Source organism: Bifidobacterium sp. LH_558 (assembly GCF_056356295.1).
Window position 1 is genome coordinate 490,798 of record NZ_JBKETZ010000002.1, and the last position, 13,755, is coordinate 504,552.

Annotated in this window: 6 protein-coding genes and 1 pseudogene; 3 read left to right on the forward strand and 4 right to left on the reverse strand. The window is 63.1% G+C overall.

The window, feature by feature from the left end; genetic code table 11:
* Nucleotides 1–1,127: 1,127 nt before the first annotated feature.
* Both AC1AV0_RS04730 and bilR read left to right on the forward strand, forming a co-directional pair.
* The gene (locus AC1AV0_RS04730) at nucleotides 1,128–4,187 is read left to right on the forward strand and encodes a glycoside hydrolase family 3 protein (RefSeq protein ID WP_476571579.1); all 3,060 of its coding nucleotides are present in this window, start codon (nucleotides 1,128–1,130) and stop codon (nucleotides 4,185–4,187) included.
* Between the two features lie 202 nt (nucleotides 4,188–4,389).
* A complete protein-coding gene (gene bilR / locus AC1AV0_RS04735; RefSeq protein ID WP_476571581.1) occupies nucleotides 4,390–6,537 on the forward strand; it encodes a bilirubin reductase, long form in 2,148 nt (715 codons plus the stop codon).
* 583 nt (nucleotides 6,538–7,120) lie between these two features.
* Here the strand turns inward: bilR and ucpA are convergent.
* The 4 genes and pseudogenes from ucpA to AC1AV0_RS04755 all read right to left on the reverse strand — a co-directional run.
* A complete protein-coding gene (gene ucpA, locus AC1AV0_RS04740; protein WP_476571583.1) occupies nucleotides 7,121–7,921 on the reverse strand; it encodes an SDR family oxidoreductase UcpA in 801 nt (266 codons plus the stop codon).
* 79 nt (nucleotides 7,922–8,000) lie between these two features.
* A complete protein-coding gene (locus AC1AV0_RS04745; RefSeq protein WP_476571585.1) occupies nucleotides 8,001–9,461 on the reverse strand; it encodes an APC family permease in 1,461 nt (486 codons plus the stop codon).
* Nucleotides 9,462–9,600: 139 nt separating this feature from the next.
* A complete protein-coding gene (locus AC1AV0_RS04750; RefSeq protein ID WP_476571588.1) occupies nucleotides 9,601–10,428 on the reverse strand; it encodes an ATP-binding protein in 828 nt (275 codons plus the stop codon).
* A 95-nt stretch (nucleotides 10,429–10,523) separates the two neighbouring features.
* Nucleotides 10,524–10,970 (reverse strand): annotated as a pseudogene (locus AC1AV0_RS04755) (ATP-binding protein); the annotation flags it as partial.
* Nucleotides 10,971–11,301: 331 nt separating this feature from the next.
* Here AC1AV0_RS04755 and AC1AV0_RS04760 point away from each other — a divergent pair.
* A complete protein-coding gene (locus AC1AV0_RS04760; protein ID WP_476571590.1) occupies nucleotides 11,302–13,728 on the forward strand; it encodes a glycoside hydrolase family 3 C-terminal domain-containing protein in 2,427 nt (808 codons plus the stop codon).
* The last annotated feature ends 27 nt before the right edge of the window (nucleotides 13,729–13,755 follow it).

Here is a 13,755-nt window from a genome sequence, read left to right on the forward strand (position 1 = left end):
GGTGCGTGGGAGACGTTCGGCATCCCCAACCGGTACGGCACCGGCATCGACCGGAACGAATTCCATACCCGATACCCGACGTCACCGAATACTAAGAACCACCGGACACGCAATTTGGCCTATAACCAGCGGTCACGCCATCCATCCGGGCGGTTCCATCACATCTTGGGCGGTTCCCACATCCCTCGGGCGGTTGACGTTTATGCGCATTCCTTGCCGTTTATTCGCAGCAAGAGTCAAAAACGTTGAAATTCCGCCATTCTTGATTTCAGTAAATGATCTGTCATCGAGGAATCCCCAATCCGGTAACCGCCCGAGCGGTATTGGAACCGCCCTAGAGATGATGGAACCGCCCGAAGGGTATTGGAACCGCCCGAGAACCAAATCAGCCGCCCGAGAGATATGGAACTTAGACCCCGATACCCGACGTCACTGAATAACAGGAACCACCAGACACACAATTTGGCCTATAACCCTGGGTTTACACATTTTAGGATGATAAAACGTGTAAGCCCACACGTTTTAGGATGGAACTTACCTTGTGTGCGGCGACTTGATGGCCAACATACCAATGAACTTAATACTTAACATGATAAGTATTAAGTTGATATTAAGTTGATAGAAAGTCCTATCCGGGGTGGGGCCACTGCAGGCTTGCGTACCGTTTCCTCTCGTGGGCGTAATCACATTTTTGGATCCTTTTTCGTGGAGATGATCACACTTTAGGATCCTTTTCGTGATTTCTTGCTGAGAGGATGGGTTGATGGAGGCCGGTCAAGGGACTTGGTCTGCCGGCGTTGGAACGGCGACGTCATGTGGCGGCAGTGGGCTGCCGACGACGGCGATGGATTGTTCACTGGGTGACATGAATCAAACGTCCGGCGACACGCGTCGGGTGTCGAACGACTCGAATGAGGCGATTTGTCGAGTGTATGCACTACTGTTAAGTCACTTAACAAAAACACAAAACGGGCTTCGGGGCGCTGACGATCCGAAGCTCTCGCTGAAGTCCTCGGAAATCAGTGGTTCATCATCCACCGCGCAATCACAAGAGAAAGCGATACGAGTAAGAGAACACGTCCCGGGGCAACGCGGTCCCGGGCGCGGCATGCAAGGAGAGCATCACCATGTCACGCAAGGCAACACCTGAACTGAAGATACGGTTCAAAAAGAACGGCAAACCCTACAAGGGCTGGTTCATCATCTGGCCCATCCTGACCTATCTGTTCGCGCTGCTGCTGGCGATCATCCTGATCGCGGCCCTGGCCCTGACCAGCAGTTACGCGAACCTCGTCACATCATTCGCCGGCCAGGTGAACTCCGAAATCACCAACCCGGACGAATCGGCCACCTACTTCGCCTCCGACTACTCGTCGGACGCGGAACGCCGGGAAGCCAACCGCGAAATCGGCACCGATATCATGCGCGAGGGCGTCACCTTGCTGCAGAACGACGACAACACCCTGCCGCTGTCCACGGGCGCAAGGCTTTCCGTCTTCGGCCAGGGCTCCGTGGATCTCATCCACGGCGGTGGTGGAGCTGGCTCCATCGACGTGAGCAACGCCGACACCCTGATCGACTCGCTCAAGGAGGACGGCTTCGCCGTCAACCCCACCCTCACCGACTTTTATGAGAACGGCGCGGGCAAGGATTACCGCCGTTCGCTGCCCGGCGAGACCGGCGTCGGCTCCTTCGCGGTCAACGAAGTGCCCGTGAGCGTCTACACCGACGAGGTGAAGAACAGCTTCGCCGACTACGGCGATGCCGCCGTGGTGGTGATCGGCCGCTCCGGCTCCGAAAGCTCCGATCTGCCGATCGGCACGCTGGAATCCGGCGTGGAATACCTGCAGCTCGACCCCGATGAGCTCGACATGATTAACATGGCCTGCGAGAACTTCGACAAGGTCGTCGTGCTGCTCAACACGCAGAACCCCGTCGAGCTCGGTCCGCTCGCCGAGACTGGCGTGGGCGCGGTCGCCTGGGTGGGCGCGTTCGGCGAGACCGGCGCGAACGCCATCGGCGAACTGCTCAACGGCGCCGTCAATCCCTCCGGCCATCTCGTGGACACCTTCGCCTACGATCTCGACTCCGCCCCCAGCGTGGTGAACACCGGCGACTACACCATCGCCAACTCCGACGTGACCTCCGGCAACAAGTACATGGTGTACGCCGAGGGCATTTACGTGGGCTACCGCTATTACGAGACCCGCTATGAGGATATGGTGCTGAACCAGGGCAATGTGGGTGATTTCGACTACGGCGAGCTCGTGCAGTACCCCTTCGGCTACGGCCTGAGCTACACCGAGTTCGCGTGGAGCGACTTCGCGATGCGCGACGCCGGCGACTCCTACGAGTTCACCACCACCGTGACCAACACGGGCGATGTGGCCGGCAAGGACGTCGTGCAGCTGTACATGCAGTCGCCCTACACCGACTATGACAAGGCCAACGGCATCGAGAAGTCCGCGGTCGAACTCGTCGGATACACGAAAACCGACACGATCGAGCCCGGCGAAAGCCAGACCGTCACCGTCACCGTCGACAAGGAATCGATGAAGACCTACGACGCCGATGGCGCCGGCACCTACATCGTCGACGCGGGCGACTACTACTTCGCCGCCGGCACCGACGCGCACTCCGCGCTCAACAACGTGCTCGCCGCCAAGGGCAAGACCACGGCCGACGGCATGGACGCGGACGGCAACGCCGCTATGACCTCCAAGGTCACCGTCGCCGAACTCGACGCCACCACCTACGCCACCTCCGCAGCCACCGGCGGCACCATCGAGAACCAGTTCGACGACGTGGACATCCGCGCCTACGACGACTCCTTCACCTACCTGAGCCGCTCCGACTGGACCGGCACCTGGCCCGAGGTGTACGCCGACGGCGAGTGGACCGCTCCCCAGGAGTTCGTCGACGCGCTCGAAATCGACACCACGCCCGGCTCCGACGCGACCGAGGTGACCACCGAAGGCACCGAAGGCCCGAGCAAGGCGGTCGAGATGATCGGCGAGGACTACGACGACGAAGGTTGGGCGCAGCTGGTCGAACGCATGAGCGTGGACGATCTCGACTCGCTCGTGCGCAACGGCGGCTACACCACCAACGCCATCGAATCCATCGCCCTGCCCGGCACAATCGATAAGGACGGCCCCGCCGGCATCTCCTCCACTCTGGTGGGCGGCGCGTCCGGCACCGGCTTCCCGCCCGAAGTGGTGATCGCCGCCACGTGGAACGACGAGCTGGCCGAACGCTTCGGCAACGCCATCGGCGAGGATTCGCTCGCGCTCGGCGTCGCCGGTTGGTACGGCCCCGCCGCCAACATCCACCGCTCGCCCTACGGCGGCCGCGCCTTCGAATACTTCTCCGAAGATCCGATGCTCTCCGGCCAGCTCACCGCGAAGATCATCGCCTCCTCCCAAGCCAAGGGCGTGATCCCCTTCCTCAAGCACTTCGTGGTCAACGACCAGGAGACCAACCGTGCGGGCGGCGCGATGTTCGCCAACGAGCAGTCCGTGCGTGAAATCTACCTCGCGCCCTTCGAAACCGCCATCCGTGACGCGAACTGCATGGGCCTCATGACCTCGATGAACCGCATCGGCGCGCGCTGGTCCGGCGGCCACAAGGGGCTGATGACCAACGTGATCCGCGGCGAGTGGGGCTTCGAAGGCATGGCCATCACCGACCAGACCTCGTTCCCGAACTTCGGTTACTCCGATCTGCGCGAAGGCCTGGCCGCCGGCACCGACCTGTGGCTCAACTCCAGTTCCACCCTGTGGAAGCTGTCCGACGAGGAGATGACGCCCGCCGTGCAGGCCGACTTCCAGCGCGCCGCCAAGAACGTGGTCTACGCCATCGCCAACTCCAACGCCATGAACACCATGGGCACGGACAGCGGCGTTCGGCACATCACCCCGATCTGGCAGAAGTGGCTGTGGGGCATCGAGGCGATTGGTGCGCTGCTGTTCTTCGGTCTGGTGTTCCTCGCCACGCGCGGCATCATCCGCCGCCACCGCTGGCGCAAGTGGCGCAGGGCAGGCTCCCCGCAGCCCGGAACCGTTGGCATGACCGGTGGCGCGACTGTCGCTATGACCGGTGATGCGGCAATCGTCGCCGCCGAGCCCGCGCCACAGCCCGTCGCGGACATGCCGTCCGCACTGGAGAACCAGCCGCCCACGGCCTGACGGGTGGTCTGATAGATGGTCTGATAAGGCCTGATACAGCCTGGTTAAGCCCGACGGACAGCCTACCGGCGGTCTGTCAGATGGTCCGACGACCGCCTGGCAGACCGCCGAACCAATCTTACTTCCGTTGCCGCGGGCCGGCGTACCGCGCCGGCCCGCGGCAACGGAAGTCAATAAGCGTCGCAACTACAAGGAGGTACGCATGACACTGCAGCGACTGCTGGAACCACTGGAAATCAACCACATGCGGCTGAAGAACCGCATGATGTTCCCGCCGATGACCACCGGCTACGAGGCCCGCGACGGATCGATCACCGAACAGAGCATCAACTTCTACAAGCGTGTGGCCGAAGGCGGCGCCGCCTACATCGTGCTCGGCGACGTGACGCCCGTGCACACCATCTCACCCACGCCCAAACTCGTCACCGACGAACAGATCCCCAGCTTCCGCGCGCTCGCCGACGCCCTGCACGAATTCGACTGCAAGCTCGGCCTGCAGGTGTTCCACCCCGAATACGACACGGTCGCCGTCGCCGAGCTCTTCGCCAAAGGCGACATGATGGGCGCCCGCGCCAAACTCCACCACGACATGGCGCACTACATCAACGAAGTGCCCGCCGAACGCCTCGCCGAGATTCTCGAATCCATCAAGGCACTCGCCCGCCGCGCCGCGCTCGCCGGCGCCGATGCGATCGAAGTGCACGGCGACCGTCTGGTCGGCTCCCTGTGCTCGCCGCTGATCAACCAGCGCGACGACGAATACGGCGGATCCTTCGAGCATCGCACGCGCTTCGCCCGCGAGGTGGTGCGCGCGATCCGCGAGGGCTCGCCCGATATCTGCATCGACTACAAGCTGCCGATCATCACCGAGAATCCGCAGATCGGTCGCGGCGGCTTGTTCATCGACGAGGCCGTGGAATTGGCGAAACTGCTCGTCGAGGACGGCGTCGACACCTTCCACGTTGGCCAGGCCAACCACACTGGCAACCTCAACGACACCATCCCCGCGATGGGCACGCGCCCCAACTGCTTCATGGAAGAGTATTCGCGTCGCATCAAGGCCGTGGTGCCGGTGCCGGTCTCCACGGTCGGCGCGATTCCCACCGCCGCCGAGGCCGAACGGCTGATCGAGACCGGTGCCTGCGACTATGTGGGGCTCGGCCGCCCGATGCTGTGCGATCCGGATTACGCGAACAAGGTGGCCGCCGGCGAGGAGGATCTCATCCGCCCGTGCATCATGTGCAACCGCGGCTGCACGGACGCCATTGCCAGCCGCCGTTTCATCTCCTGCGTGCTCAACGCCGAAAACGGCCACGAGTACGAGCGCGTCATCAAGCCGGCCGAGACGCCGCACCGCGTCGCGGTCGTCGGCGCGGGCCCCGCCGGTATGGAGGCCGCCCGCGTGGCCGCCCTGCGCGGACACACGGTCACATTGTTCGAGAAGGCCGGCGAGCTGGGCGGTCAGCTCGGCATCGCCAGCGTGCCGCCGCGCAAGGAGAACATGCGCCGTGCGACCGCATGGTACGGCCGCGCGCTTGAAGCCGCTGGCGTGGACATGCGACTGAACGCGGACGTCACGGCCGAATCGCTGGTGGCGGGCGGCTACGACGAGGTGATCGTCGCGGTCGGCGGCCGCAACGCCGCCCCGCCCATCCCCGGCTTGGATCAGCCGCATGTGATGGACGCATGGTCGGTGCTGGAAGGCAAGGTCAAGCCCCATGGCCGCACCGTCGTGATCGGCGGCGGTCTGGTGGGCGCGGAAACCGCTGAACTGATCGCCGGCGACGATTATGGCTGCGAGGTCACCATCGTGGAGATGATGGGCCAGATCGCCGCCGAGGAATCGCAGACCATCAAGCCGGTGATGATGGCCGACTTCGCCGAGCATGGCGTGACGCTGAAAACCAACACCAAGGTGGACCGCATCACCGCCGAATCGGTCGAAGCCACCGAAACCCTGAACCCGCCGGCCCCCGCCGGACGTCCTGGTGCGCCCGGTGGCGCGCCTGCTGGTGCCCCCGGCGGTCGCCCCGCAGGCCCGGGCGCTGGCGCAGGTGGCGCTCGTCCCGGTGCCGCTGCCCCCGGCGCGGGCGTGCGTCCCGGCGGACCCGCCGCTCCGGGCGGTGCTCCGGGAGCCGCTCCCGCCGATGCGCCCGAACCGGAAACTCAGGCCGTCTCCATCCCCTGCGATTGCGTGGTGCTGGCGCTCGGCACCGCTCCGGTCGCCTTCGACACGGCCCCGCTTGAGGCCGCCGGCATCACGGTGACTCTGGCCGGCGACTGCAACGGCCGCGCCGCCGACATCAACCGCGCCGTCGAAGAGGGCTATCTGGCCGCCGTCGCTGCCTAGTCCAGCGCCGCGGCTCACACCCCACAGGGCTCGAACCACTCGGTTCGAGCCCTTTCCGTATCGTTCGGGCATTTGCCTTTCGGGACAAGTGCCCCCAGCGGACATCCCGTTACCGCTGGTTCTCTGTAGACAGGCGGATGAACGCCGCGTGCTCTCATCGTTGAAGGCACTGGAATCAGCGTCATGGCATGTTTTACTTTCGGAAAGAATATAAAACAATATAAAAGAATATAAAAACTATAAAAGAGTATAAAAGAATCTAAAACGATAAAAAGGCTGATTGCTGGTGGGTGGCAAAACCCTTGGAATCATTGGCATTGCAGATGCCATTTCCTCATTTGGACGGTTTTCATTTCCTCATTTGGCCAAATCGCTCTCTCGTCATTCGGGTGGAGTCCTCCCTCTTCGTCATCCTGAGCGGAGCGTAGCGGAGTCGAAGGATCTCAAGGAGAGATTCCTCGACTGCGCCCTACGGGCTCCGCTCGGAATGACGGCTGGATGATTCCGCTCGGGACGCAAAGAAGGGCGTGCGACTGGAGCCGTCGCACGCCCTTCGTGTTTGTTGAAGCGGCTATCGCCTTGTTTAGTTGGTGCCGATGCTCATTGTTTCGGGCAGGGTGCTGCCGCCGTCGATGACCACCTGCTCGCCGGTGATGTAACTCGCCTCGTCGGAGCCGAGGAACGCGAACAGTTCGCCCACCTCGGTCGGCTTGGCCAGACGCTTCATCGGCACGCCGACGGCGATGTCGTTGATCGCCGACTCCGGATCGTCCGGATTCGACTCGACCGCCATCTTCTCGACCATCGGGGTGCGCGCGTAGCCCAGCTGCGAACAGTTGACGCGGATGTTACGGTCCGCATATTCCACCGCCAGACACTTGGTCAGGCCCACCAGCGCGGCCTTGCTCATCGCGTAGGCGGCCTCGCCCGCGTCGGCCACGATGTCGCCGGTCACGGAGGACGCGATCACGATCGCGCCCTTGCCGGCCTTGAGCATGGCGGGAATCACCGCCTTGCAGGTGTTCCATGCGCCCTTGATGTTCACGTCGATATGGAAGTCGCGCATCTCGTCCGGCATCTCCTCGAACGGCGCGAGGCGGCATACGCCGGCGTTGGCGCAAGCCACGTCGATGGTGCCGAATTCGGCGATGGTGCGCGCGGCGGCCTCGTCCACCTGCGCGCAGTCGGCCACGTTGGCGATCGCGGTGATGATCTGCGCGTCCGGATACATGCCGCGGATGCGGTCGGCCGTGGCCTCCACGGCCGGGTCGAGATCGACCATGCAGATTTTCGCGCCGTACTTGGCGTACACTTCGGCGATGCCCTCGCCGAGTCCCGCCGCCGCGCCGGTGATGAGGGCGACCTTGCCGTCAAGCTTTGCCATGATGTTCTCCTTTTGTTGAGGGATTGTTGGGATTGTTGAGAGGGTTGATTGGATTGGATTGGTTCAGGTTGCGTGCCGACTAGAAAGTCCGCTCGCCGTCCGGCGTTTCGATCGTTACGGTGGACCGCTTCCAGCGCACCAGCACCATCCATGCCCAGATGAGCACGCCGATGCCGAGATATACGCCGAATGAAATCCACGATCCAATGCCCTGGCCGAGCGTGCAGAAGAACGCGATTGCGATCATGATCACCATGGCGAGGATGCGCAGAGCGTCGCCGCCGCGCACCACGTTCTTGTTGTTCTCATACCACTGCGGATGCTTGTGTCGGATGCGCACGGCCGAAACCATGGTCAGCGCGTAGGCGCAGGCGCATCCGAACGACATCAGGTTGAAGAAGTCGTTCATGAAACTGCCCGCGTTCTGCAGCAGGATGAACGTCAGGCTCACGCCGAGCAGGAAGATGTTCGGCAGAATCGGCTGCTGGTGCTTGTTCACCTTGGTGAACACCTCGGGTAGGAAGTTCTTCTTGCCCATCGAATACAGCATGCGTACGGTCGACATCCAGAAGCCCAGAATCGAGGCGGCCATGCCCATCAGAATCGAGACGAGGCCGTAGACCATTGGCCAGAAGCGCCAGCCGAGCATGTTCTCCATGGCGTTGATGGTCATGAATCCGTTGGCCGAGTCCCCTGCGAGCAGCTCTTCCGCGGGCGCGAGTCCGGCCACGCAGAAGAAGAAAATCGTGTAGATCACGCCGCATGTGATCACCGATCCACAGATGGCCTTCTTGGTGTTCGCGATGGGGAAGTCGCCCTCCTCAACCATCTGCGGCACGGTCTCGAACCCGAAATACGGGGTGATGAGCAGCGCCATGCCGATGACCCAGCCGGGGATGGCCCATGTGGAATCGATGGACGAGAACGAGAACACGCCCGCGAGATTCGAGATGCTCCAATGCCCGCAGGTGAGGATCAGTACCGCGGTGATCAGTGTGGTGGCGATGTTCGAGAACAGGCAGGTGGCCTGCGCCTTGACGAGGAACTGGATGTCCTGCAGGCTCATGATGAACACCAGCACGAGAATCACCACACCGATCAGCACGGTGGTGCCGAAGCTCAGGTTCAGGCCGAATAGTTTGCTGATGTAGGTGGCGATGGCCATCACCACGGCCGGCGGCACGGAGATCCACGCCGCCATGATCAGCCATGAGGCCAGAAATCCGACGTGCTTGTTGAAGCCCACCGTGTTGTAGATGAGCTCGCCGCCGGCCGTTTTGAACAGCGGCGAAATCTCGCTATACACCAGCGCGACGGGCAGGATCGCCAGCGTCATCAATGCGAAGGCGAGGAATGTGCCCGCTCCGCAATAGCTGAAGAACACCGAATCCCAATAGCTTACGAATGTGAAAATCGAGCCTGTGGCGACCGTGTAGACGAATACGAGTTTCAGACTTTTCTGCAGGCCGTTGCCGCCGCCCGGGGGAGCGGAAGCGGTTTCGACCGACGTTGGTTGTGCTGATTGTTGCTGATCTGCCATAGATCACCCCTTAAACCTCTGGGTACATGACGGGGTGGGAGACTCCGATGTCTCTCTCCTGCCGTCAATACGCACGATACTAGAGCCGTGGCCCTCAAAGCGCGAACGACATGGCGTTTCCATCGCGCGTGGTGAGCGTCTAGCCCAGCAGCGCCCACTTCCATGCCGGAATGATGCGGATATGGCCGGCTTCGGTGGTTTCGATGCCTTCCTCCCGCAGGGTGATGATGCTGCCTTCCGTCAATCCGGTGCGCCGCATCACCGCGCTCAGCGAGCCGATTTCCCGGGCGCGGGTTTTCTCCGCCTCCATGCTGGCGGTGGCTTGGTACAGCGCGTAAGGCTCGGCGGCCAGCGCGTCGCCGACAAGGAAGTCCACTTTCTCCTGCCGTGCGGTAGGCATGGTGTATGAGGTGACCGCCTCCGTGCGGTTGCCCGAGGTGCGGCGGCGCAGCTCGCCGAACACCGCCGTCTCCAGCCGCTTGCCGACATCCTGCTGGTTGGCCCGCGACACCGCGTACGCCATGCCCGGGTCCACCGCGTAGAGTTTCGGCACGGAGGTGCTGTCGGTCTTGAGCGCGGTCTGATACTCCTGCAGTTCGTAGACCAGATACGCCTGCTTAAACAGGGCGAGCAGAGTGTTGATCTTATCCCAGTAGACTTTCCAGCCCTGGGTTTTGAGCGCTTCGACCAGACTGTTCACCGACAGTTCGCACGCGGTGTTGCGCAGCGCGTACAGCGCGGTTTGCGTGGCGAGGGCGATGTTCTCGCGTCCGAATCGTTCGGCGACGTCCCGCGCCACCACGTCACGCAGGTAGCCCTGCAGCAGTTCGATGCGGTCGGGCTCGAGCGCGTGCTGCACCGCTGGGAATCCGCCGGTGATGAGGTACCGCTCGTAGGCGCTTTCGAAGGCGGTGGTCTCCTGCGGGGAGAACGTCGCGTCCGTATCGCTCGAATCCGGAGTGGCCAATCCGTGGAACAGGCAGTATTCGCGGAAGGAAAGCGCATCATCTCGTGGGGGTGCGATCGCCCGCGGAAGGTGGTGGCGATTTCGTCGCTGGAAAGTTTGGATGATGAGCCGGTGATGGTCAGCGTCACCTTCTCATGTTCGGCGAGACGCTGGCATAACCCTTGCCAGTTCTCGCATTCCTGCACTTCGTCGAGAAACAGATAGGCGCCCTCATCCCGCGCGCCGGGCACCTGCCGCCAATACTCGTTGACGATGTCGTCGAGGATGCCGTCCGGCATGGGGCGCAGGCGGTCGTCGGAGAAGTTGAAGTAGAGGATGCGGTCTCGCGGCACACCCGCGTCAAGAAGATCATGAATCTTCTGGAACAGGTAGAAGGTTTTGCCGCAGCGGCGGATGCCGGTGATGATGTGCACGATGTTGAAGGGGGCCGGCTGCGCCAGCTCGCGTATCGCCTCATGGCGGCGTATGGGCGTGGGCATGTCGAACCGCATCGCCTCGCGCACCAGCGTGGCGTACGTCTCCTGCGGATTCTCCGGCACCATAACGCACCTCCCTACCTCCCTCCATCATACACTTCTCAAAAATTTTGAGAAGTTCCGCCACAAACTTCTCAAAAATTTTGAGAAGTTCGTCAGTGAGGTGATGGTCAGGATACGGGAGGCACACGGATTCCGTACCTATAGGGCAAGGGAACGCGCATCTGCGGAGGGCAATGCGCCTCCAACCGATTGTGCGGTAAAAACGACAGGTTGTGAAAACCCGCTTCATGTTGCCGCCGGGTCTGATTGAATCAATATGAGCGATGAATCGCAGGTGATTGTGCGCTGCAGCACACGCTTCGATTCGACAAGACCTCGAGTGCAAGGGAGAACCATGGAGATCGAAAACCTCTCGGTGCTGGAAAAGGCGTCGTTGCTGTCCGGCGCTTCCGAATGGGACTCGCGCGGCATCGAACGCGCCGACATCCCCAGCTTTGTGATGAGCGACGGCCCTCATGGCGTGCGTCGTCAGCTCGGCGAAGGCGACCATCTGGGCCTGGGCGCGTCCAAGCCCGCCACCTGCTTCCCGACCGCCGCCACCGTGGCCAATTCGTGGGATCCCGCGCTTGCCGAAGACATGGGCAAAGCGCTGGGCCGCGAGGCGCATGACCTTGATGTGAACGTGCTGCTCGGCCCGGGCATGAACATCAAGCGCAACCCGTGGTGCGGCCGCAACTTCGAATACTATTCCGAAGACCCGCAGGTCGCCGGCCGCATGGCCTCCGGCCTGATCAAGGGCATCCAGTCCAACGGCATCGCCGCCTGCCCCAAGCATTTCGCGGTCAACAGCCAGGAGCTGCGCCGTCAGGCCTCGAACTCCGTGGTCGACGAGCGCACCATGCGCGAGATTTACCTCACCGCCTTCGAAATCGCCGTGCGCGACGCCAAGCCGTGGACCATCATGACCGCCTACAACGAGATCAACGGCGTGTACGCGCATGAGAACGCGCATCTGCTGATCGACATCCTGCGTAACGAGTGGGGATTCGACGGCATGGTCGTCTCCGATTGGGGCGGCTCCAACTCCGCCGTCGCCGCGGTTAAGGCCGGCGGCACGCTGGAGATGCCCAGCCCCGGCTTCACCTCCGTGCGTGAGCTTGTCGGCGCAGTGGCCGCCGGCACGCTCGCCGAAGCCGACCTCAACGCCCGCGCCGCCGAGGTCGCCAAAATCGCGCAGCTCACCAAGACCACCGGCGTCGGCCGCAACGACCTGCTCAAGGACAGCGTCATCGCCGACCATCATCAGGTGGCCCGTCGCGTGGCGGAGAACGCCTCCGCGCTGCTCAAGAACGAAGGCGGCGTGCTGCCGCTCAAGCCCGGCGCTCGCGTCGCCGTCGTCGGCGACATGGCCAAGACCCCGCGCTTCCAGGGCTCCGGCTCCTCCAAGGTGAACGCCACCCGCGAGGAGAATATCCTCGACGAGCTCACCGCCATCGACGGCGTGTCCGTGGCCGGCTACGCGCAGGGCTACGAACGTCAGGGCGGCGAGAACCGCGCGCTGATCGAAGACGCGGTCGCGCTGGCGGCCCGCGACGATACCGATGTCGTGGTCGCCGTGATCGGCCTCGACGAGCGTAGCGAATCCGAAGGCCTCGACCGTTCCACCATGGCCATCCCGCATGTTCAGCTCGACATGGTCAAGGCGCTCAAGGGTGCCGGCAAGCCGATCGTCGTCGTGCTGGTCGCAGGTTCCCCGGTCGAAACCGACTGGGTCGCCGACGTGGACGCCGTGCTCTACATCGGTCTGTCCGGCCAGGCCGGTGCCTCCGCCACCGCCCGCGCCCTGACCGGCGCGGTCAACCCCTCCGGCCATCTGGCCGAAAGCTGGCCGATTCGCTACGAGGATTGCCCCTCCGCCGGTTGGTATCCCGCCATCGGTCGCGACGCCATCTATCGCGAGGGGCCGTTCGTCGGCTACCGCTACTACGAGACGGTCGGCGCGCCCGTGCGCTTCCCGTTCGGATACGGTCTGAGCTACTCGAACTTCGTGTACGCTGACCTCGCCGCCGACGATCAGGGCGTGAGCTTCACCGTCACCAATGATTCCGACGTGCCGGGTGCCACCGTCGCCCAGCTGTACGTGCGCGGACCCCAGGGCGGCGCGCTCCGCCCGGACCGCGAGCTCAAGGGCTTCGTCAAGGTGCAGCTCGACGCGCACGAGACCCAGACCGTTCGCATCGAGTTCGACCGCTACACCTTCCGTCACTTCGAGACGGCAAGCAACTCCTGGCAGGTCGAGTCGGGCGAGTGGACGCTGATGATCGGCACCAACGCGCACGATATCGCGCTCACCACCACGCACGCCGTCGTGGGCACTGTGGAGCCGAAGCCGGCCAACCCCGCGCTGGGCGCCTACCTGAACGGCAAGGTCAAGGAAGTGACCGACGCCGAGATGGTGGTGCTGTTCGGCCACGACGTGATCGCCCCCGGCAAGCCGACCGTGTTCGGCGTGAACGACCCGATCTCCTCGTGGTCCGATTCCAAGGGCTTCGTGGCTCGCACCATCGCCAATACCCTGCAGAATCAGGAGCGCAAGACCCGAGAGAAGACCGGTCAGCCGGACCTCAACTCTCTGTTCGTGCTGAACATGCCGCCGCGCGCCATGAGCAAGATGACCCAGGGCATGATCGACGCGGCCATGGTCGACGGCATCGTCAAGATCGCCAACGGCCACACCTTCCGCGGACTCGGCACGGTGATCTCCGGATTCTTCCGCAACCAGTCCGCCAACAAGAAGACCGCGAAAGAACTGGAGTCGTGACCGATGGGGCGCATGCCCCGGCCCAAC